Raw genomic sequence first — 20,923 nt, 5'->3', positions numbered from 1 at the left:
TTGCGTTATGCTGGATTATCGGTATCGCGCAAATTTAACAGGCCGGGCGTGTATTTGAAATGCCGCACAGGCCACACAGGAAAAAAGTCACACACCATGTCTTGCGTCATGCATCGCTATCTCGGCCGTGAACTGCTGCGCTACTGGCTGGCATTCACGCTGGTGCTGTGGCTGGTGCTGTTGGCAGCACGCTTTTCATTGTACCTCGGGCAGGCTGCCAGCGGGCGTATTCCGGCCGACACAGTGTTGTGGTTACTGGGCCTGAAGTCGGTAGGAATTTTTGTGTTTTTGTTGCCCCTGACCCTGTTTCTGGCACTGCTGTGGTTGCTGGGACGATTGAACCACGACAGCGAGGCGCTGGCGCTGGCCGCCAGCGGCGTCGGGCCGTGGCAGTGGTACCGGGCATTCGCGGCGCCGGCATTGCTGGTGGCATTGCTGGTGGCGGTATTGAGCGCCTGGCTGGTACCGCAGACCGCAGCACAGGGATACCATCTGCGCGCAGCGGCGGAACAGCGCCTGGATGCTTCTGCACTGGCACCGGGCCATTTCAATTTCCTGCGTGGTGGCAAATGGACCGTCTACGCCCGGCGCACCGGCACAGCCCCGGGTTCACTGGAAGGCATTTTTATCCATGTCGACAGGCCGTCACGTCCGCAAGTCCTGGTGGCACAACGCGCCTCGGTTGAAACGGACAAAAATGGCCGTTACCTGGTGCTTGGTGAGGGTTACCAGTATGACGGCAGGGCCGGGCAGTCGGACTATCGCCGTCTGCACTTCAAAGACTACCGGATTCGTCTCGATCCCTCTCACATCACTGTGCCGGACAAGCAGGATGCCGTGCCAACCCCTGCGCTCATCGGTGACAGTTCACCGGCAGCACGTGCCGAACTGGCCATGCGTGTCGCCAGGCCGGTGAGTGTACTGGTGCTGGCGCTGATTGCCGTTCCACTGGCGCGCTACCGTCCCGCAGCCAGTCGCTATACACCGCTCTGGCTCGGGCTATTGCTATTTGCGGTATATTTTAATTTACTGGGTGTCGGCCACCTGTGGATCGAGCAGGGCAGGTTGCCTGCCGCCCTGGGTCTGTGGTGGGTACATGCAGTTGTGCTGGCGCTGGCGGCCGTGGTGGTGTTTCTGCATCGGCGGTTCGCACCTTGAAGCGCATGGACCGCTATATTGCACGTACATTGATGTCGGCGACATTTCTTGCCTGGCTGGTGGTCGTGGTGCTCGAGGCGGTGTTCAGCTTGCTTGGTGAACTCGGCGACATGGGTCGTGGCCATTACGGCTGGCTGGACGCGATATTGTTCGTGTTGTTTTCGTTGCCGGCCAGGGCCTGGCAGTCCTTCCCGATGGCGGTGTTGATCGGTACCCTGCTGGGACTTGGTAACCTTGCGGCGCAGGGTGAGCTGAATGCGTTCCGGCTGGCCGGCTGCTCGCAGATACGCCTCGGGGTATCAGTCTTGCTGGCCGGGATAATCATGCTGGTATTTGTATTGCCGCTGGGTGAAATGGTTGCCCCGCCGGCCAGCCGGGCTGCAACCGCTCTTCGCGCCCAGGCGATTTTTGACGATGTAGCCGTCCAGGGTGGCGGCGGTTTCTGGGTGCGCAAGGGCCAACAGATGATCCGGGTCGGGCGTACAGAGGCAGACGGCAGCCTGTCCGATATTCATATCTATACTCTCGATGCACAACCGCAATTGCTTGCAGCCAGTGTTATTGAGCATGCTGTATATGGTGCAAAAGGCTGGAACCTGGAAAAACTCCACCGCACCCGTTTTGATGGTCAGCATGTCTTGGTGGAGTCCAGGGATAACGTGACGGGCGTTGAACTGGTCGATCCGCAACTGGCGCGTTTACTGGTACACCGGTCCGAAGCTTTTTCACTACCGGAACTGAAGCAGTATATCGAAGGGCTGGAGCAGGCAGGTATGCAGGTTGAACGCTACCGCCTGGCATTCTGGCAACGTCTGACAGCGCCGCTGGCTGTACTGGCGATGTTGATGTTGTCGATGGGGATGGTGCTGGGGCCGCTGGGTCGTCATGGTGTAGGTCTGAGAGTACTTGCCGGCGTGATAACCGGATTATTGTTCAAGCTCGGTAGCGACATGGCGGCGCATATCGGACTGGTGTATGGCGGTCCACCATGGATTGCCGCCGTGATGCCTTCGTTGCTGGTATTCGCGGTTGCCCTGGTCCTGGTACGACGCACGACCTGATTGAAACACCCCCTGTTAGTGTGAAAGGAGTACTCACCGGTACGTTTACTTCTTCTGTTTTCGGCCGGGGTGCGGGTTCTGGTCGAGTTGCACGATACGGGTTTCCGAATAGCGGTCATGCCAGGTGAGTTTGTCGCGGTCGATCAGCATCCACAGGTAACCAACACCCAGCAGCAGGGCGGAAGGAATCGCGACCAGGAAACGTAACAGCGCCTGCCACAAGGTGATCGGGCCAGGGTTGATATTGCGTAACTGGAGCCTCCAGCTGCGCATTCCGAGCGTCTGACCGCCATGCATCCAGAACCAGCTGTAGAAGAAAAAGCTGATAAACAGCAGGTAGGTTGTCAGAAACGGGTTGTGCTGGATGGCCTCGCCGCCGGTAAGCGGTAACAGGATTGCTGTGGCAATAAATACAATAGCCAGCAGCAGTAGCGAATCATAGAGTAATGCCGCAAGCCGGCGAAAAAGTCCGGCGGGCCGCGGCTGGTGCGAGGAGTCGGGCATGCTTGTCCTGATTTGTCAGCGGTAAGTTCCGGTAACGTCTGGTTTATCCGTCATGCCGGCCACTTCGGAATGGCGGCCACTCGTAAGGTATGTCACTAATGTACGACCTCTGGCACGCTTGCTGCAACGGTGACAAGCAGGGTTTGCTGTGCTATGAAACCCTCATAGGGTGTGTGCATTAAAAAAAGCATACCCCTGACGGGTTCGCCGCAAGGCGGGAAAACAACAAAAGCACGAAGGAGTATCTGGATGAGTGTCTATGCCGAGCTGGCGGATATCCCCGGCGTGATTGCGGCAGGTGAGTATGCCTACCGCGGGGATCGCTATAACTACAAGGGCCAGCTGAATGACGAGATGGCACGTATGGCGTCTATCATGTGCCGCGCAACCACCATGGGAACCCACATGCAGACGGAAATTCTCTGTGCCAACAGCGAGAATTGCCCGTTTGATCCAGCGCATGGCTGGATGGTGCGCGGTCCCCGGTTCAGCGTGTGCGTGGTAGCCAATGTGTTTTGTTTCCTGCAGAACGAGGCCGGTTTGTTGAACCGGGTGATGAAGAAAATGCAGGACAAACTTGCTGATGTAGAGAAAATGATCTAGGGAGCCCCTGATTAATTTGTCATTGCGAGGAACGCAGTGACGCAAATTCTGAAATAATCAGAGGTTACCTGGGTAGTTGGAGAATAACGATGAGCAGTCTTGATAACCTGATGAACCTGCACGGCGCTGCCGCTGCATTTGAATTTTCGGATACCGGAGAGCTGACCAACCACCGCATCTCCGATGACTCGAACCTGACACCCGATGCGCTGGATCTTCTGGCGCACGTGTTCATTGCCAATATCGCCATCGCCACCATGCAGGCGCGTGGCTGGGAGAAGACCACCGGGCAGGGCGGGTTCTATCCTGTACAGGGATTCACCCTGGTGGGCCTGGAATGGTCTGCCGTTGGGAACGGTCAACGTGGCGTAGTGCTGCGTAACGATGCGTGTGATTTTGAAGCGGCTTATGCCGCGCTGGACAGTTGAGCGCAGCCCATGATCAAGCAACTACTCGCGCTTGACGGTGTATTTGTCGTTTGCCACTTCCGCGATGACGGCGCGCTGGTGGAAGGTTACGGCATGTTCGGTGACGACATGATGGAGCGCCTCGCCAAGTTTGCGCACGACTACAAGCGTATGGTGCAGGGCAACACCGACCAGTTTTCGATGTTCACCGGTATACCCGGCTGGACACCGCCGGGAGGCTGGACGGTGCGCGGGGCAAAAGCGACGGTTTGCAGCGTCGGTAACCTGGTGTGCTTTATTGATAACGAAGAAGCCTCGCTCAACGAGGTGATGAAGGTACTGACGGAGGCTTCGCGCTACTGAGTCGCAGGCTTGCCTGCCTGCGTGGGATGATTGGTGCTCCCTAGGGGAATCGAACCCCTGTTACCGGCGTGAGAGGCCAGTGTCCTGACCGCTAGACGAAGGGAGCTAAAGAACGCTGAATGGATCTGACAGCGGTGCTATTATACGCGCAAGCGATTCAGGGACAAGCAATTAGAGTGAATAATCAAGGCGATATCGCGCCCGACAGCAGTCAGCCCGTTACCATTCCCCGGCCGGAGCACAGTATTTCGCGCGCCAGCATCAGTTCGGCCGCGCTCAAGGTGTTGTATGGATTGAAAGAAGCGGGTTACCAGAGCTTCCTGGTGGGTGGCGGGGTGCGCGACCTGCTGCTGGGACGCGAACCCAAGGATTTCGATGTCACCACCGATGCCACGCCGGAGGAGATCCGCCGGCTGTTCCGAAGTTGTCGTTTGATTGGTCGGCGCTTCCGGCTGGCGCACGTGCGTTTTGGCCGCGAGGTAATCGAGGTCGCGACCTTCCGCGCCCGCCACGACGAGCAGTCCGACGAGGACAACGACAGCGCCCATTCCGAGGAAGGCCGCATTTTGCGCGACAATGTGTTCGGCAGCCTGGAAGAGGATGCCTGGCGGCGCGACTTCACCATCAATGCGCTGTACTACGATATCAAGGATTTTTCGGTTGTCGATTATGTGGGCGGGCTGGAGGATCTCAGGGCGGGTACCCTGAAACTGATTGGCGATCCTGAGCAGCGTTACCGCGAAGACCCGGTGCGCATGTTGCGCGCCGTACGTTTCGCCGCCAAGCTGGGGTTCCGCGTTCACCCGGATACCGAAACACCCATGCAAGAGCTGGGTGTGCTGCTGGAAGATATTCCATCAGCGCGATTATTCGAGGAAGTGCTGAAACTGTTCCTCGGTGGCTGTGCGCTCTCCACCTTTGAACTGCTGCGCCACTATGACCTGTTCCAGTACCTGTTCCCGATGACTGACGAGGTGTTGAGTCACGAAGAGGAAGGTTTTCCGATTACCTTCGTGGCCCGTGCGCTGGAGAATACCGACACGCGCCTGGCCGAGGGTAAACCGGTTACACCGGCCTTCCTGTACGCCGCCCTGTTGTGGGAACCGGTACGGCTGCGTACACAGGAACTGATCGACCAGGGCGCCTCAGCGCTGGAAGCTGCGCAGATTGCCGGAAACGAAATTACGGTTGCCCAGGTACAGGCGACTTCACTGCCCAAGCGCTTCAGTTTCCCCATGAGAGAAATCTGGTTGCTGCAACAACGGCTGGAGAAACGCCGTGGCAAGGCACCGTACCGGATGCTGGAACACCCGCGCTTCCGGGCCGCCTATGATTTCCTGTTGTTGCGAGCAGAGGTCGGTGAAGCGCCGAGGGAACTGGCGGAATGGTGGACCGACTTCCAGCAGTTGAACCCGGTCGAGCAGGCGAAAAAAGTCGAGCCTGCACCAACGCGCAAGCGTCGCCGTCGTCGGAAAAAGAAGCCGGCCAGCAGCAGCGATGACTGAAATCGTGGCGTGGATCGGACTCGGCAGTAACCTGAACGATCCCGCCAGACAGGTCAATAACGCACTGGCGGAGCTGGACCAGTTACCCCGGTCCCGCTTGCTGGTGTGCTCCGGTTTATACCGCAGTGCGCCCATGGGACCGCAGGACCAGCCGGACTACATCAACGCCGTGGCAGGGCTGGCAACCGCGTTGCCGGCCGCGGCATTGCTGGACCTCTTGCAGGCGATCGAGCAGGCTCACCGGCGGGTGCGGGGCGAGCACTGGGGGCCGCGTACCCTCGACCTGGATATTCTGCTGTATGGTGATGAGCGTATTGAAACCCCGGGACTGAAGGTACCGCACCCCGGTATGGTCGAGCGTAATTTTGTACTGGCGCCACTGGCCGAGGTCGCACCTCAGCTGTTGGTACCGGGGCTGGGTGAGGTACAGGCCTTGTGCAATACCGTCAGTGATGTTGGTCTGGAGCGGGTCGGTGATGCCGAATGGCATGCCACCGCACCGGACCCGGATGTAAATAACCAGAGAATATAAATGCAGAACCCGGGTTTTATTGTAGTGGAAGGACCGATTGGCGTGGGCAAGACCAGTCTCGCACGACGCCTGGCGGAGACATTCGGCAGTGAACTGTTGCTCGAAGGTGCGGCGGAAAACCCCTTCCTGGAACGCTTTTACCGCAACCCGCGCGCAGCTGCCATGCAGACACAGCTGTTTTTCCTGTTACAACGCGCCCAGCAAATGCAGGAACTCCGGCAGGGCGATATGTTCGAACCGGTGCGGGTGGCGGATTTCCTGATGGACAAGGACCGGATCTTTGCCAAACTGACACTGGATGCCGAAGAGTACAAACTCTACGAACAGGTCTACTCGCACCTGACCATCGACGTACCGAAACCGGACCTGGTGATCTACCTGCAGGCACCAGTGGATGTTCTGATGAAACGTATCAACAAACGGGGGATCGGTTATGAGCGTGCCATGGAACCACATTACCTGCACGCGCTGTGCGATACCTATACCCGTTTCTTCCACTTCTACGACGAGGCGCCGTTGCTGATCGTGAACGCCGCGGACATTAACCTGGTGGAAAACCAGTCGGATTACGACATGCTGCTGGAGCAGATGGCGCAGGCCAAGCGCGGGCGTCACTATTTCAACCCGGTGCCGCAGGGCCTGCTGGACGGGGATCGCAAACATGGTTGACAAGGCGCCAGTCACGACGCAACGCCTGCTGCGCATGAAGGCGGATGGCGAAAAAATCGCCGTGGTCACCAGTTACGACGCCAGCTTCACCTGCCTGCTGGAAGACGCCGGTGTCGACGTGCTGCTGGTGGGCGACTCATTGGGTATGGTCGTGCAGGGACACGACTCCACCTTGCCGGTCACACTCGATGACATGGTCTACCACGGTGCTTGCGTCGCCCGTACGGCAAAGCAGGCACTGCGTGTCGTGGATATGCCCTTCATGAGCTATGCCACGGTTAGCCAGGCGTTGGACAGTGCCGCACGCATGATGCGCGAAGGCGGCGCGCACATGGTCAAGCTGGAAGGCGGTGAGCTGTTTTATAAAACCGTCTCGGCCCTGACGCAACACGGTATCCCGGTATGCGGGCACCTGGGTCTGACGCCGCAGTCGGTGCATCAGCTCGGCGGTTACCGGGTGCAGGGGCGTGACGAGGAGGCGGCCAGACGTTTACTCGATGAAGCGGTTGGCCTGGAGCAGGCCGGTGCCCTGATGCTGGTACTGGAGTGTGTACCGGCCGTACTGGCGAAACAGGTCAGTGAACGCCTGCAGATCCCGGTCATCGGTATCGGCGCCGGCGTGGATTGCGACGGGCAGGTGATGGTGCTGTATGACATGCTGGGTATCACGCCCGGCAAGCGGCCGAAGTTCTCGCACAACTTCCTCGAACAGGGGCGTGATATTCCCGCGGCACTGAAAGCCTACGTGGAGGCCGTCAAGGCAAAGCGGTTTCCCGCCCCGGAACAGACCCTGGCCTGAGGATGGAAACGGTCAGTTCCGTCGAGGACCTTCGTGCGCAGGTGAGCCAGTGGCGGCAGGCCGGTGAGCGCATCGCCCTTGTACCGACCATGGGCAATCTTCACGACGGACACCTGCAACTGGTACGTGAAGCCCGCTTGCTTGCGCCGCATGTGGTCGCCAGTATTTTCGTCAACCCCCTGCAGTTTGGTCCCAACGAAGACCTGGACAACTACCCGCGCACGCTCGAAGCCGACCAGCAGAAACTGGCCGCCGAAGGCGTGGAACTGTTATTTACCCCCGATGTGCCCGCCATGTACCCGCGCGGCGCGGAACGCAGCACCGTGATCGAAGTGCCGGAGGTGAGTGAAGGCCTGTGCAGCGACTTCCGGCCCGGTCACTTTACCGGCGTGGCGACCGTGGTGGGGCGCTTGTTCAACCTGGTGCAGCCGGATGTGGCGGTTTTCGGTGAAAAGGATTACCAGCAGCTTGCGGTCATCCGGCGCATGGTCGACGACCTGGGCTGGCCGATCGAGATCCGCGGGGTGGCGACGGTACGCGAAGACGACGGGCTGGCGATGAGTTCCCGCAACCAGTACCTCGATGACCAGGAGCGCCGCATCGCGCCGCTGCTGCACCAGACCCTGGAGCAGCTGGTCAGCGATATCCGCACGCAGAAAACGGACTACCGGGTGCTGGAAAAACAGGCGAAAGAGACCCTGTCACAGGCCGGTTTCACCCCGGAATATGTGGAAATTCGTCACGCTGAAAGCCTGCAACCCGTGGCGTCCGGGGAGCTGAACTGCGTGGTTCTGGCCGCTGCAAGACTTGGCGCGGCGCGCCTGATCGACAATATCTGCGTCGAATAACGGACCGGATGGTTTGCAGGCCCTTGTAGAACTTGGGATAATGGCGTCGACACTTAAATCAGGAAGCCCGACGGATGCAGATCACCCTGCTTAAATCCAAATTGCACCACGCCCATGTGACCCACTCCGAGCTGGAGTACGAGGGTTCGTGCGCGATCGACAGCGATTTGCTCAAGGCGGCGGGTATTCGTGAGTACGAGCAGATCCAGATCTACAATCTCGCCAACGGCAATCGTTTTACCACCTACGCGATTCGTGCCGAGGCCGGCTCCGGTATTATTTCCATCAATGGCGCAGCGGCACACAAGGCCAACCCGGGTGATCGGATTATTATCTGCACCTACGGCGTATTTGATGAGCAGGAAGCCGTGAGCTTCCAGCCGAAACTCGTGTACCTGGATGCTGACAATCACATCATTCGCCAAGGCGATGCAATACCTGTGCAGGTTGCCTGAGGCTAGAGCGCCGGCGTGTCGATTTTGAATGCCGGCGAGACTTCTGTCGGCAGCTTGTCCTTGTCGGTTAGCCACACCAGAATGTCATAGTAGCTTCGGATATTCTCCACGTAACGGACGGGCTCACGCCCGCGTGCGTAACCGTAACGTGTTTTCTTGTACCACTTCTTCTGACTCAGCAGCGGCAGGAATTTTTTTACATCGGCCCATTTGTCAGGATTCGCACCTGCCTCCTGTGCCAGAATGCGCGCGTCTTCCAGGTGGCCAAAGCCGACGTTATAAGCCGCCAGTGCCAGCCAGGTGCGGTCCGGGTCCTTGATGCGTTCAGGCAATTTTTTCTTGATATTGGTGAGGTAAAGCGCGCCCCCCTCGATACTGGCCTGGGCATTGTGCCGGCTTTTGTTGATACCCAGGTGCTGCATGGTTTTCTGTGTCAGCATCATAATGCCGCGCACCCCGGTGGGGGAAACCGCTTTCGGGTTCCAGTGCGATTCCTGGTAACCCATAGCCGCGAGTAGCCGCCAGTCTTCTCCGGTTTCCTTGCCGGCTTCCTCGAACCACTTGCGGAAGGGTGGCAGCCGTTCCTTGATATGTTTCATGTAACGCCGGGTTCCGACGTAATCGAAGTTGGAAACATAGCCATAGTAGTGGTCAAGTAACTGTTCCAGTCTTCCCGAGCGATTCAGTTTGTCGAAGTACTCCCGGGCCTTGTTCAGCAGGCTGAGGTCCTCTCCCGGCGGGAAAGCCCATGCAAGCGGTTCCGGTGCGCTGATGTCGAATGCGACACGAAGCTCCGGGTAGAACCGCCGGTTGATGGAAATCTCATTCGAGTCTGCCACGGTGTAGTCAATGACCTGCTCCCACACCAGATACAGCAACTCTTCACTTTCCAGTTCCGGGTTTTCCAGAAAGGTCAGCTCCGGATAGGACTTTTGCAGCTGACGTAATTTTTCCGCATGACTGCTTTGCGCCACGACTTCAAGCGTGCCGGCCAGGTCCTCGATATTGCCCGGGGCACGGTGACCACTGCGGTAGACCAGCTGCGGGGTAATGTGTTGGTAGGCCGGACCAAAGTTGAGAATACGTTTACGCTCTTCGGTAATGGTCAAACCGGCGGCAGCAACATCGCCCCTGCCTGACTGTATGTCATCGAGGATATCCGACAGCGTGTCGGGCGTTACCAGCCGGAGCTTGACGCCGAGAAACTCCGCGAAGCCCTTGGCCAGATCGTATTCAAGACCGGTCGGCCCGAATGGGCCCTGGTAATAGGTGGTTGCACTGTTACGTGTCAGCACCACCAACTCATCATTATCCTGAACGCGGTCAAGATGTGATTTCTGGAGATCACATCCGGATAATAATAAAAGTGGAAGTAGCAGGGTAAGGCGCATGGGCGGGAGGCAAGCAAATGTTATGTCATGACTGACAGTTACCCGGGTTAGCGGCTGGTGACAGAATTTTTTAGCCTTCCTTGCAGACGCTGGGTTACAATAGCGCCCGCTCAACGAGGCGGAACCAGCTTGTGCTACTTCCCGTTGATTTTCAAGTAGAAATATCCTGGAGAGGTACCGAAGCGGTCATACCGGCACCGACTCGAAATCGGTTGGGGGCGTTAGCCCCACAAGGGTTCGAATCCCTTCCTCTCCGCCATCTCACTGGCACAGACTAAACCCCTAACTTCCTTGCTGTTTATCGATCGAACGGCGACAATCGTGATCAGACTCACCAGGGAATCGGGGGAATTACTCTGGCACCGGAATATCCAAAACTCGAAGCCGAAACCCGCGAGGAAATCGACGTCAAACTCGAAGCGGCCGGCTGGGTGATTCAGGACAAAAAACGCCTCAACCTGTATGAAACGTTGGGTGCGCACCTGCTCTTGTGCCAGGTGCCAGAATATTTCGCTGCCTTCTTCATTGGCCTCACCGCCACACCCACCAAAAAGACCATCGGCTTTTTTGGGCAAAACCTCGTCTCCGAATACACCTTTGAGTCCGCCGTGGTCGACAAGGTCAATGTGGGCTACGACATCTACCGCATCAAAACCGAGCTCACCGAACAGGGTAACAAAATCGAAGCCGGCACTGCCGTCGAAATCCGCGACCGCCTCACCAAACAAAAACGCCTCGAAGTGCTCGACCAGGAAGAAGAATGGCTCGTCAATCTCTGGCATAGGAGGCGTGGTGAATCACATTGCTGGATATATCAAGGTGTGGGGATATACAAAGAATGACACCTGAAGCCAAAGCCCGACAACAAATCGACAAAAAGCTAGAGCAAGCTGGCTGGCTGGTGCAGGATTGGAAAAAGATCAATCTTAGTGCTAACTATGGTGTCGCAGTACGTGAGCATCCCACCGATACAGGTCCCGCCGATTATGTCCTTTTTGTTGACCGCAAGGCGGTTGGCATTATCGAGGCAAAAAAGAACGAATCCATTCTGACCACAGTTGAAGACCAGACATTACGCTATTCCCTCAGCAAACTAAAATGGCGTAAAGAAGAAGAGCCTCTACCATTTCTATTTGAAGCGACCGGCGAAGTTATTCAATTCACCGATGCACGTGATCCAGCGCCCAGATCACGTGAAATATTCTATTTCTTCAAACCAGAAACCTTAGAAGAGTGGGCCAACCAGCCAGAAACCTTACGTCGCAGGCTCAAAGAGCAAATACCGGCTTTACCAGAAGAAAACCTTCGTGACTGCCAGATAAAGGCAATTAACGGCCTTGAAAAGTCACTCGCCACGGATCAACCTCGCTCATTGATTCACATGGCAACAGGTTCTGGTAAAACCTTTACCGCCATAACAGCTGTATATCGATTACTAAAATACGGCGGTGCAAAAAGAATCTTGTTCCTGGTGGATACCCGCAACCTTGGTAAGCAGGCGTTTCAAGAATTTCATGCCTATACACCGCCGGATGATAAGCGCTTCTTCCCTGAGTTACATATCGTGCAGCGTTTGAGTAGTAGTACAATCGATTCCCATGCCGAAGTATGTATCTCCACCATCCAGCGCATGTATTCCATTTTAAGCGGCCAACCGATAGACGAAAGTGCCGAAGACGTGCCATTAGCCGAAGTCAAAACCCTTGAGAAAAAACCAAAGCTCGTTAAATACAACCCTGCTGTTCCCATCGAGAGCTTCGATTTTATTATCATCGATGAATGTCATCGTTCCATCTACAACTTGTGGAAACAAGTGTTGGACTACTTTGACGCCTTCCTGATTGGTCTCACCGCCACGCCTGACAAACGCACCTTTGGCTTTTTCAACGAAAATATTGTTGCAGAATACAGCTACGAAGAATCCGTTGCCGATGGTGTAAACGTGGGTTACGACGTCTTTGAGATCGAAACTGAAATCTCCAAAAAAGGTGCTGAGCTTAAAGCCAAAGAATGGGTAGATCACCGCGACCGCCTCACCCGCAAAAAGCGTTGGGCGCAAACAGAGGAAGACACGGCTTACACTGCCAAAGAACTCGACCGTTCAGTCGTCAATCCTAGCCAGATTCGCCAGGTGATCAAGGCAATGAAACTGGCCATAGAAACCAAAATATTCCCCAATCGAAAAGAAGTACCCAAAACCCTCATCTTCGCCAAAACCGATAGTCATGCCGATGACATCATTAAAACCGTGCGCGAAGTGTATGGCGAAGGTAATGCCTTTTGTAAGAAAGTCACCTATAAAGCCACGGAAGATCCAGACACTATCCTCAGTGACTTTCGCAATGATTACTATCCACGCATAGCCGTAACCGTCGATATGATCGCCACCGGCACCGATGTTAAACCACTCGAAGTGCTGCTATTCATGCGCGATGTTCGCAGTAAAGGCTATTACGAGCAAATGAAAGGCCGTGGAGTGCGCAGTCTTAATAAAGAGAGTCTGCAAAACGTCAGTAAAAGTGCCGACAGTGCCAAAACCCGCTTTGTCCTGATCGATGCAGTAGGTGTCGAAAAATCCTGCAAAACAGAAACAAGACCACTAGAGCGTAAACCCAATATTCCCTTAAAAGACCTGCTGCAAGGCGTCGCCCTGGGCCATCGCGATGATGACACCGTGCTTAGCCTGGCGAATCGCCTCATCCGCTTAAATAAACAGTTGGAACCCAAGGCATTAACCCAAATTGAAAAGACCGTAGGTCAATCATTACACAATATCGCCAAAACACTTGTTAAGGCGACCGATCCAGACGAAATCGTAACGCTCGCGTTGGAAAATGCCAAAGCGCAAGGCATCACCCGCAGTGAAGAAATCTTAACCGAGGAAGAGCTACAAACCGCGAGGGAGTCTCTGGTCAATAAGGCATGTCAGGTATTTGATGACCCAGAGGTGCGGGACTTGGTAGAATCCGCCCGGCGCGAACGCGAGCAATTAATTGATAATATCAATCTAGACCAGGTGACCTTCTCAGGGTTTAGTGAACAAGCCGAAGCAGAAGCACAAAAAGTCATACAAAACTTTACCGACTTTATTCAACAACACAAAGACGAGATTGCAGCCTTGAGCTTTTTTTACCAACAGCCCTACCAGCGCAGGCAACTCACCTTCGATATGATCGAAGAACTGCACGAGGCCCTGAGCAAACCACCACTCATGCTCACCACCGAGCGTTTGTGGAATGCCTATGCGCGTGTGCAAGAAACGAAAGTCAAAGGTACCAGCCTCAAAAGACAGCTGACCGACATCATTGCCTTAGTGCGCTTTGCCTTGGGGCAAGATAAAGAACTTAAACCATTCTCTGAGCAAGTCGACGGGCGATTCAAAAAGTGGATTTTCCGCCACAATGCCCAACGTAAAACTGCCTTTAGCCCAGAGCAAACCGAATGGTTACGTTTGATAAAAGATCATATATCCGCGAGTTGTTCAGTAGCGCGGGATGACTTTGACTACAGCCCGTTTGCGGATAAAGGTGGTTTACAAAAGGCCTGGGGGCTTTTTGGTAATGAATTGGATGAAGTGATGAACGAAATGAATCAGGAGTTAGTGGCGTGAGTGTGGCGGCAAAGTTACCACAAAGATGGGCAGAAGCTACGGTTGGTGATTTGGCCGAATATATAAATGGATTTGCATTTAAGCCAGCACACAGAACTGCTACAGGATTGCCCATTATTAGAATTCAAAATTTAACTGATAGTACTAAACCATATAATAGAACAACACTAGACTTTCCAGAAGTATATAAGGTAAAAAATGGTGATTTGTTGGTCAGCTGGTCCGCAACATTAGATGCATTTATATGGCGCGGAGAGGATGCATGGGTTAATCAGCATATATTTAAAGTTGTTCCAATAAAAAAATTATTCGATCCAGGATTGCTTTATTATTGGATGAAAATAGCTATCAGTGAAATGATAGATACAGAGCATCTTCATGGGAGCACCATGAAACATATTAATCGGGGTCCTTTTCTTGCACATAAAACATATATTCCACCACTTAATGAACAAGTAAGAATTTATAACAAACTCGAAGAAGTTTTCTCCGATCTGGATAACGGTGTAACCGAACTCAAGGCCGCACAAACCAAACTAACCCAATACCGCCAATCATTACTAAAAAGCGCCGTCGAAGGTACGCTAACCCAACAATGGCGTGAAACCCACAAACCAAAAGAAACCGGTACCCAACTCCTCGAACGCATCCTCATCGAACGCCGCAAACGTTGGGAAGAAAGCAAGCTCCAAGAGTTTAAAGAAAAAGGCAAAAAACCACCCAAAGACTGGCAAAAGAAATACCCCGAACCCGTTGAGCCCGATACAAGCGAGTTACCAGAACTACCAGAGGGATGGGTGTGGGCAACGATTGATCAGCTTGCAGTAGATAAAAAATACGGATCGTCTTCAAAAACAAATGATGATTCTAAAGGTGTTCCTATTTTAAGGATGGGAAATATTCAAGATGGGGATATTGATTACACAAATTTAAAATATCTACCCAAAAAACACAGTGAGTTTCCTAGGTTACTACTTAATGATGGGGACTTGCTGTTTAATAGGACAAATAGTGCTGAGTTAGTTGGAAAAACAGCAATCTATAGAGATATTGGTAGACCTTGCTCATATGCATCTTATCTAATATCAGTAACGTTCTCTGAATCATATTTGCCGGATTTAGCGGCCTATTTTATCAATTCTACATTAGGAAAAGCTTGGATTCTGTCTGTTGTAAATCAGACTGCCGGCCAGGCAAATGTAAACGGCACTAAATTGGGTGCTTTGGCAATTCCACTTCCGCCTATTGAAGAACAGAATGAAATCGTTGAAAAGACTAGGCAAGCACAAGAAGAAATTAAGTTGCAGCTTGAAGCTGTGAGTGTTTCGTTGAAACAAATAGAAGCCCAACGGAAGAATATTCTTAAATCTGCTTTTGCTGGTGAATTGGTGGGGCAAGATCCAAATGACGAGCCAGCTAGTATTTTACTAGAACGTATAAAAGTAGAGAGGGAAGAGCGAGTCAATAAAGTGAAACCGAAACGAGTAAAAAAAAAGACAAGTACCATGCCAAAGTTAAATAGCGATAGTGTCAAAGACTGGATTAACAGTCAGACAAAAGATAAGTTTTCATTTGAGGAAATTCGAAGTGCTGTTGGTGGTGATTATGAAACTCTGAAGGACGTTATCTTTTCAATTTTGTCTGAATCAAATGCACCGATAGAGCAAGTCTTCGATAAACCGGAAATTGGCATTCAGTTTAAAAAGGTTGGTAGATGAAAATACTTAAACTGAAAATTGTCGAGGCGGACACTTGCGGTGGTTTGCTAAATGACTTGGTAATACCCTTTAGAAATGGCCAGCCCGATACGAGCGTATTTTCCCCATTGTGTCTAATTGGTCCCAACGGCACCGGTAAGTCACAGGTGCTGCAAATAATAGCTGAAATATTTCAAGCGGTTTTCGCGAAATACCTTCCTGAAGAAGAACGAGGCAAACCCAATGAAGATATTCAGTTTGAAATAGAGTATTTAATTAATACCCCGGAGCCGATTAAAGTAAGAATATTTCGAATCGTTCCCAGTAATAAAAAGAAAGCCGATATAACTATAGAAAAGTATGTATCAGATAATTGGTCTTTAGTAAGTGATATCTCTGAAATAGAAAAGCTATTACCTGAAAAGATTGTAGGGTACACGTCTGGCAATAACGAAACATTAAGTATTCCATTCTTTGTAAGTCGGGCAGGCTACGCGAATCAAGTGAGGACAAATGCCAAAGATGAAAACAGGAAGCATTTGCCTATCAAAGATCCGCGTATGCTCTTGATTGATTACGGCACAAATCTAGAAGTGCTGGTGGCAAATCTGCTATTAAACCCAGTTGAAGTGCGTTCGAAATTACTTGAAGAACCAAATTTAAAAATGCTTCGTTCATTTCGCTGTGTGATTCAGTTAAAACATACTGCAGCACCAACCGGTGGCGTTAAGTTAACTAATGAGCTCAAAGATAATATTGAGTTTTTGAAAAAAAGCGCTACATGTTTCGATGTGGATGAAAAGAAGCAGATCTATACCTTCGATTTTCTTGTGCAGTATGCCACACATAAGGCTTTCGAAAATTATTGGAAGGTTGGTGCATTAGAGCTCTATTCTTGTTTTCACAAGTTGGCAATGTTGAATGATCTCGTTATTCCCAGACAGGATAGAGAGGCATATGAGAAAGGTGTGACCGAGCGTCGATTTGCATCCCGTCTACCCGAACCTATGGAAAGGCAAAAAGTTTTCAGGTTTGAGCGGGTCGAGTTTATATCTAAAAAGAGCGATGAGCCTGTTGACTATGTATCGCTCTCCGATGGCGAGCATCAATTGGCGCAGCTACTTGGTACCGTTTGTATGGCGTCATTCCCAAATGTTTTGTTTTTATTAGATGAGCCAGAGAGTCATTTTAATCCACGATGGCGAGTAGAATTTATTTCAAAAATAATTGGGTTGCCAACGTGTGGTGGTACACGCTCAGGAAAATCACAAGCGTCACAACAAGATTGCTTGGTAACGACACATTCACCATTTATTGCTTCAGACATGAAGAGTGAGGATGTTCTTATTTTCAAGAAAGACATCGAAAGTGACCGTATTGAAGTTCGTCGACCAAATATAGAAACCTATGGCAGTACTTTCGATACGATTCTTGAAGAGTGTTTTGAAGTATCGCCACCAATGTCAGATCTTCCAAAGATAGAAATGGAAGGATTGCTACAGTCTGATGATATTGATGAACTTAAAAATGCCATGCATCGATTTGGCGATTCTGTAGACCGAATGTATCTGGCTGACAGAATTAGAATGTTGAAAAGAAAAGAGGGGGAGTGATGTTAGCGTGTTATCCTCTTGCTGCCACGCAGGAGAATTGGCTTCACGAGACTTTGGTAGCGCTTATTCAATTAGTACACCAGAAATTAGATGCAAGTCAAGCTATTCCAGAAACCCAACAACGATGGCGTGCGCTGCTGGATGTCGTGATCAATAATCCACACAAGCGATTGCTAATTCCACTAAGGGGCGTCAGAGATAGGTTGTTTGCGTACAAAAGAGAAGTAGCGAACCTTTCAAATGGAGAAAGAGCGCAAATATTCGGTGTCTTAGAAAGTCAGAATCAGATTGTGAATTTGCTGGCCGATGCTGAGCCCATAAGCTCGATCGAACAAGATTTTCCTCTAGTCAATACACGGGCTCGAGAATTGTTTGAGTTTTGTTATGGGAAGTTAACGGACTTGGAGGTGCGTGAAAGACAATACGCGATTGTATTTAATGCAATTCCAGACAAAATATGTCCATTTTGTGGTATTGAGCGACTTATGAACCCTGAGGAAACGGCGCAAGATCAGGATCACTATTTGGCTAAAAGTATATATCCATTTGCGGCTGCAAATATGAGAAACCTAGTGCCCATGTGTCGAGTTTGTAATAGAGATTATAAAAAAGATATTGACGTAATTAGAGATGACCAAGGGAATCGTCGGACTGCATTTGATCCATATAACTGTCAGCCTGTAACTGTGGAACTAAATAATAGCGCAATGGATTCTGGTTCAGGGCGTCCAATACCATCGTGGCAAATAGAATTTCAACCAAGTTCAAATGAGGCTGAAACCTGGGATAATGTATTTTCTATTCGAAAACGTTATAAACGTGATGTATTAGATAATAGTTTCGATAGATGGATGCGTGGTTTTGCAAAAAAATGTGAGAGAGACAGAGTAAGAGGACTGATTCAACAAGAATTTAATGATGCTGAAGTAAGAGTGGTACTTGCGAATTATCAGCAAGATAAAGAAGACAGTCCTGCAATTGGGGGAGATTTTTTGGAACCAAAGGCTTTTAAGTTTCTTCTGAGCGAATTTGATGAAGGTAACGAAAGAATTATTCGGATGATAAGAGATGCTGTTGTCGGCATTGATTTAGGCGAGGTGGCCTAATAATGAAGCTTAATATAGCACAAAATGGCTGTGTCATTACATTTGAGATAGAGAAGTGAATTCATCCACGTTAATACAAAAAATATGGAATTTCTGTCATACGTTGCGTGATGATGGCATAGGCTATGGCGATTATTTAGAGCAGATTACATATTTATTATTTTTAAAACTTGCGCACGAGTATTCACAACCACCCTATAAGCGTGACACACATGTGCCGAAAGAATATGACTGGACAACATTGCGATCGTTAAGCGGTTCAAAGCTAGAGTCCCAATACCTAAAAACGCTTAATAAACTCGGTAAAGAGTCGGGTATGTTGGGTGCGATATTCTTTAAGGCGCAAAATAAAATACAAGACCCTGCCAAATTGAGTCGCCTCGTCCAAATGATTGATGGTGAGAGTTGGATTAGTCTCGGTACTGATACGAAGGGTGATATGTATGAAGGACTTCTGCAAAAAAATGCGGAAGATACCAAAAGTGGCGCGGGGCAATACTTTACGCCACGTGCATTAATCGACGCTATAGTTGCCTGTGTTAGACCTGAGCCCATGAAGACGATCGCTGACCCTGCTTGTGGAACGGGCGGTTTTTTCTTAAGTGCATATAACTGGTTATCAGGCCAGCATCCGCAATATGAATTGGATAAGAAACTAGATACTCCGAAACAAACTAAACGACAAAAAGAATTCTTGAGAGATGAGACGTTCCACGGGAATGAGATAGTTCCCTCTACACGCCGACTATGCCTTATGAACCTGTTTTTGCATAACATTGGTGAATTAGATGGGGAGCCGTCTGTAGAAAGAGCAGATGCCTTACTAACACAACCGTCTACATTGTATGACTACGTGCTTGCAAATCCCCCCTTTGGTAAAAAAAGCAGTATGACCATTACCAATGAAGAAGGTGAAGAGGACAAAGACCAGTTGACCTATGAGCGCCAAGATTTCTGGGCGACTACGACCAATAAACAGTTAAATTTCTTACAACACATAGTATCTATGCTCAAGCCGGACGGCCAAGCTGCGGTCGTATTGCCGGATAATGTGCTTTTCGAAGGAGGTGTCGGCGAAAAAATACGCCGTAAATGGTTAGATAACTGTGATGTGCATACTATCCTTCGTCTACCTACAGGTATCTTTTACGCCAATGGCGTGAAGGCGAATGTGGTGTTTTTTGATAACAAGCCAAAAGATGGAAAAGTACATACAAAGGGTATTTGGTTCTATGATCTCAGAACCAATAAACATTTTACCCTGAAAACGAAGTCCATGCAGCTGAACGATCTTCAGGAGTTTATCAAATGCTACAACCCAGTAGATAGGCACAAGAGAAAAGAAGCAGAAAGATTTAAATATTACAAATACAAAGACCTTATTGCTCGCGACAAAGCGAGTCTAGACGTCTTTTGGCTCAAAGATGATAGTTTGGAAAATTTGGATAATTTACCTCCACCAGATATATTGCAGCAGGAGATAATCGATCATCTGGAAGCCGCATTAAATGCATTTCGTGATGTGGCTGCGGGGTTACCCGTGAGTAAGTTAGAGAATTGAGCTAACGTGAACTGTCACGCCTCCGCCAATAGCGAAAAAGTGTAACCGATGAGCGTGACGAGCTTCTTAGATATACGTGCTTTCTATCGCATAAAACATAGTGGCACCAAAAAAGAACAACGTCATCTCAAAGAACACGCCTTACGCGGTAACGATATTGTCGATAGCATGGTGCGCTTATGTGCCACTTGTGCCCCCACGGGTATGAACTTATACCTGCACGGTATCGGAGGCGATGAATGCCCGATTACCGCCAATGATGCCCTGGCCAAAGAAGTGGGGGATGACCGTGTCGATATGGTCCTGGCCAATCCGCCCTTTGGTAAAAAGAGCTCCATTACCGTCATCAACGAAAAGTCCGGTAAAAAAGAGCAGGAAAAGCTGGTCTATGAGCGCGAAGACTTTTGGGCTACAACCTCCAACAAACAGCTCAACTTCGTGCAACACATCGCCAACATGCTCAAGATCGACGGCAAAGCTGCCGTGGTGGTGCCGGATAACGTCCTCTTCGAAGGCGGCGCCGGCGAAGCCGTGCGCAAAAACCTGCTCGAACGCACCGACCTCCACACCTTGCTACGCCTGCCCACTGGCATCTTCTACGCCCAGGGCGTCAAGGCCAACGTCATCTTCTTCGACGCCAAACCCGCCTCCAAAACCGCCTGGACCAAAAAGCTGTGGATTTATGATTTCCGCACCAATGTGCACATGACGCTGAAGACCAAGCGGTTGGTGAAGGGTGATTTTGATGAGTTTATTGAATGCTACAAGGCGGATGACCGCAGCAAGCGGCGTGAATCCAAAAAGATCGAGCGCTGGAAGTCCTTTACCTATGACGAGCTGATTGCCCGGGACAAGACCAACCTGGATATCTTCTGGCTGAAGGATGACTCGCTGGAGGATACGGAGAATCTGCCGGCGCCCGGGGTGCTGGCGCAGGAGATTGTGGAGCAGCTGGAAGCGGCGTTGGAGGAGTTTCGAAGTGTTGAGGCGGTGTTGGGCGGGAATGGTGCGTGCGATGGCTGAGGGCAAGAACGAGCGTGG

20 protein-coding genes and 2 tRNA genes are annotated in these 20,923 nt (G+C 51.3%); 19 read left to right on the top strand and 3 right to left on the bottom strand.

All coding sequences use genetic code 11. The features are described from left to right. The first annotated feature begins 96 nt into the window (after window positions 1-96). Both lptF and lptG read left to right on the top strand, forming a co-directional pair. Window positions 97-1,158, top strand: a complete 1,062-nt coding sequence (gene lptF, locus DFR30_RS11305) for an LPS export ABC transporter permease LptF (protein WP_132973302.1) — start codon at window positions 97-99, stop codon at window positions 1,156-1,158. Between the two features lie 5 nt (window positions 1,159-1,163). Next, a complete protein-coding gene (gene lptG / locus DFR30_RS11300) occupies window positions 1,164-2,219 on the top strand; it encodes an LPS export ABC transporter permease LptG (RefSeq protein WP_243640764.1) in 1,056 nt (351 codons plus the stop codon). Window positions 2,220-2,264: 45 nt separating this feature from the next. Here the strand turns inward: lptG and DFR30_RS11295 are convergent, their stop codons facing one another. Continuing rightward, a complete protein-coding gene (locus DFR30_RS11295; protein ID WP_132973298.1) occupies window positions 2,265-2,723 on the bottom strand; it encodes an RDD family protein in 459 nt (152 codons plus the stop codon). 249 nt (window positions 2,724-2,972) lie between these two features. On the opposite strand from DFR30_RS11295, the gene DFR30_RS11290 reads away from it, so the two are divergent. From DFR30_RS11290 to DFR30_RS11280, 3 genes are all read left to right on the top strand, one after another. After that, on the top strand, window positions 2,973-3,326 hold the full coding sequence (locus DFR30_RS11290; protein ID WP_132973296.1) for a DUF2173 family protein: 354 nt from the start codon (window positions 2,973-2,975) through the stop codon (window positions 3,324-3,326). A gap of 89 nt (window positions 3,327-3,415) precedes the next feature. Next, window positions 3,416-3,754: a DUF2173 family protein gene (locus tag DFR30_RS11285; RefSeq protein ID WP_243640730.1), complete on the top strand. Its 339-nt coding sequence runs from the start codon at window positions 3,416-3,418 to the stop codon at window positions 3,752-3,754. A gap of 9 nt (window positions 3,755-3,763) precedes the next feature. After that, entirely contained in the window at window positions 3,764-4,096 is a 333-nt protein-coding gene (locus tag DFR30_RS11280; protein WP_132973294.1) for a DUF2173 family protein, read from the top strand. Window positions 4,097-4,127: 31 nt separating this feature from the next. Here the strand turns inward: DFR30_RS11280 and DFR30_RS11275 are convergent. Then, window positions 4,128-4,202: transfer RNA gene (locus tag DFR30_RS11275), tRNA-Glu, on the bottom strand. 70 nt (window positions 4,203-4,272) lie between these two features. Here DFR30_RS11275 and pcnB point away from each other — a divergent pair. The 6 genes from pcnB to panD all read left to right on the top strand — a co-directional run bounded on the left by pcnB (window position 4,273) and on the right by panD (window position 8,904). Continuing rightward, window positions 4,273-5,601, top strand: a complete 1,329-nt coding sequence (gene pcnB / locus DFR30_RS11270; RefSeq protein ID WP_243640729.1) for a polynucleotide adenylyltransferase PcnB — start codon at window positions 4,273-4,275, stop codon at window positions 5,599-5,601. Then, the gene (folK, locus tag DFR30_RS11265) at window positions 5,594-6,133 is read left to right on the top strand and encodes a 2-amino-4-hydroxy-6-hydroxymethyldihydropteridine diphosphokinase (protein WP_132973290.1); all 540 of its coding nucleotides are present in this window, start codon (window positions 5,594-5,596) and stop codon (window positions 6,131-6,133) included. The genes pcnB and folK overlap by 8 nt, the downstream gene beginning before the upstream one ends. After that, window positions 6,134-6,802, top strand: coding sequence for a deoxynucleoside kinase (locus tag DFR30_RS11260; RefSeq protein ID WP_132973288.1), 669 nt, complete (start codon window positions 6,134-6,136; stop codon window positions 6,800-6,802). Further along, window positions 6,795-7,601, top strand: a complete 807-nt coding sequence (panB, locus tag DFR30_RS11255; protein ID WP_132973286.1) for a 3-methyl-2-oxobutanoate hydroxymethyltransferase — start codon at window positions 6,795-6,797, stop codon at window positions 7,599-7,601. The genes DFR30_RS11260 and panB overlap by 8 nt, the downstream gene beginning before the upstream one ends. A gap of 2 nt (window positions 7,602-7,603) precedes the next feature. Further along, a complete protein-coding gene (gene panC, locus DFR30_RS11250; protein WP_132973284.1) occupies window positions 7,604-8,449 on the top strand; it encodes a pantoate--beta-alanine ligase in 846 nt (281 codons plus the stop codon). Between the two features lie 74 nt (window positions 8,450-8,523). Next, window positions 8,524-8,904: an aspartate 1-decarboxylase gene (gene panD, locus DFR30_RS11245; protein ID WP_132973282.1), complete on the top strand. Its 381-nt coding sequence runs from the start codon at window positions 8,524-8,526 to the stop codon at window positions 8,902-8,904. Between the two features lie 2 nt (window positions 8,905-8,906). Here the strand turns inward: panD and mltF are convergent, their stop codons facing one another. Continuing rightward, window positions 8,907-10,295 (bottom strand): membrane-bound lytic murein transglycosylase MltF, encoded by a 1,389-nt coding sequence (mltF, locus tag DFR30_RS11240; protein WP_132973280.1) that lies wholly within the window; start codon window positions 10,293-10,295, stop codon window positions 8,907-8,909. 168 nt (window positions 10,296-10,463) lie between these two features. On the opposite strand from mltF, the gene DFR30_RS11235 reads away from it, so the two are divergent. The 8 genes from DFR30_RS11235 to DFR30_RS11200 all read left to right on the top strand — a co-directional run bounded on the left by DFR30_RS11235 (window position 10,464) and on the right by DFR30_RS11200 (window position 20,905). Next, window positions 10,464-10,554, top strand: a tRNA-Ser gene (locus tag DFR30_RS11235). Between the two features lie 172 nt (window positions 10,555-10,726). Further along, window positions 10,727-11,137: a hypothetical protein gene (locus DFR30_RS14455; protein ID WP_207891882.1), complete on the top strand. Its 411-nt coding sequence runs from the start codon at window positions 10,727-10,729 to the stop codon at window positions 11,135-11,137. Further along, window positions 11,134-13,905: a type I restriction endonuclease subunit R gene (locus tag DFR30_RS11225; protein ID WP_132973278.1), complete on the top strand. Its 2,772-nt coding sequence runs from the start codon at window positions 11,134-11,136 to the stop codon at window positions 13,903-13,905. The genes DFR30_RS14455 and DFR30_RS11225 overlap by 4 nt, the downstream gene beginning before the upstream one ends. Then, the gene (locus DFR30_RS11220) at window positions 13,902-15,623 is read left to right on the top strand and encodes a restriction endonuclease subunit S (RefSeq protein WP_132973276.1); all 1,722 of its coding nucleotides are present in this window, start codon (window positions 13,902-13,904) and stop codon (window positions 15,621-15,623) included. The genes DFR30_RS11225 and DFR30_RS11220 overlap by 4 nt, the downstream gene beginning before the upstream one ends. Continuing rightward, the gene (locus DFR30_RS11215) at window positions 15,620-17,215 is read left to right on the top strand and encodes a restriction system-associated AAA family ATPase (RefSeq protein WP_132973274.1); all 1,596 of its coding nucleotides are present in this window, start codon (window positions 15,620-15,622) and stop codon (window positions 17,213-17,215) included. Before DFR30_RS11220 ends, DFR30_RS11215 begins: the two co-directional genes overlap by 4 nt. Next, window positions 17,215-18,321, top strand: coding sequence for a hypothetical protein (locus DFR30_RS11210; protein ID WP_132973272.1), 1,107 nt, complete (start codon window positions 17,215-17,217; stop codon window positions 18,319-18,321). The genes DFR30_RS11215 and DFR30_RS11210 overlap by 1 nt, the downstream gene beginning before the upstream one ends. Before the next feature lie 55 nt (window positions 18,322-18,376). Further along, window positions 18,377-19,882: a class I SAM-dependent DNA methyltransferase gene (locus DFR30_RS11205; protein ID WP_132973270.1), complete on the top strand. Its 1,506-nt coding sequence runs from the start codon at window positions 18,377-18,379 to the stop codon at window positions 19,880-19,882. A 48-nt stretch (window positions 19,883-19,930) separates the two neighbouring features. Continuing rightward, window positions 19,931-20,905, top strand: coding sequence for an HsdM family class I SAM-dependent methyltransferase (locus DFR30_RS11200; protein WP_132973268.1), 975 nt, complete (start codon window positions 19,931-19,933; stop codon window positions 20,903-20,905). Window positions 20,906-20,923: the final 18 nt, after the last annotated feature.

Source organism: Thiogranum longum, from assembly GCF_004339085.1.
Lineage (GTDB): Bacteria > Pseudomonadota > Gammaproteobacteria > DSM-19610 > DSM-19610 > Thiogranum > Thiogranum longum.
The sequence above is the reverse complement of the archived record's forward strand: the minus strand, read 5'-3'. Positions and strand labels throughout refer to the sequence as shown.

Bases quoted from the DNA above. Each gene is read 5' to 3' on its own strand.
- DFR30_RS11215 (WP_132973274.1), top strand. From the start codon at position 15,620: ATGAAAATACTTAAACTGAAAATTGTCGAGGCGGACACTTGCGGTGGT.
- DFR30_RS11225 (WP_132973278.1), top strand. From the start codon at position 11,134: ATGACACCTGAAGCCAAAGCCCGACAACAAATCGACAAAAAGCTAGAG.
- DFR30_RS11210 (WP_132973272.1), top strand. From the start codon at position 17,215: ATGTTAGCGTGTTATCCTCTTGCTGCCACGCAGGAGAATTGGCTTCAC.
- DFR30_RS11285 (WP_243640730.1), top strand. From the start codon at position 3,416: ATGAGCAGTCTTGATAACCTGATGAACCTGCACGGCGCTGCCGCTGCA.
- DFR30_RS11290 (WP_132973296.1), top strand. From the start codon at position 2,973: ATGAGTGTCTATGCCGAGCTGGCGGATATCCCCGGCGTGATTGCGGCA.
- DFR30_RS11200 (WP_132973268.1), top strand. From the start codon at position 19,931: ATGAGCGTGACGAGCTTCTTAGATATACGTGCTTTCTATCGCATAAAA.
- folK (WP_132973290.1), top strand. From the start codon at position 5,594: ATGACTGAAATCGTGGCGTGGATCGGACTCGGCAGTAACCTGAACGAT.
- panB (WP_132973286.1), top strand. From the start codon at position 6,795: ATGGTTGACAAGGCGCCAGTCACGACGCAACGCCTGCTGCGCATGAAG.
- mltF (WP_132973280.1), bottom strand. From the start codon at position 10,295: ATGCGCCTTACCCTGCTACTTCCACTTTTATTATTATCCGGATGTGAT.
- panD (WP_132973282.1), top strand. From the start codon at position 8,524: ATGCAGATCACCCTGCTTAAATCCAAATTGCACCACGCCCATGTGACC.
- DFR30_RS11295 (WP_132973298.1), bottom strand. From the start codon at position 2,723: ATGCCCGACTCCTCGCACCAGCCGCGGCCCGCCGGACTTTTTCGCCGG.
- panC (WP_132973284.1), top strand. From the start codon at position 7,604: ATGGAAACGGTCAGTTCCGTCGAGGACCTTCGTGCGCAGGTGAGCCAG.
- lptF (WP_132973302.1), top strand. From the start codon at position 97: ATGTCTTGCGTCATGCATCGCTATCTCGGCCGTGAACTGCTGCGCTAC.
- lptG (WP_243640764.1), top strand. From the start codon at position 1,164: ATGGACCGCTATATTGCACGTACATTGATGTCGGCGACATTTCTTGCC.
- DFR30_RS11260 (WP_132973288.1), top strand. From the start codon at position 6,134: ATGCAGAACCCGGGTTTTATTGTAGTGGAAGGACCGATTGGCGTGGGC.
- DFR30_RS11280 (WP_132973294.1), top strand. From the start codon at position 3,764: ATGATCAAGCAACTACTCGCGCTTGACGGTGTATTTGTCGTTTGCCAC.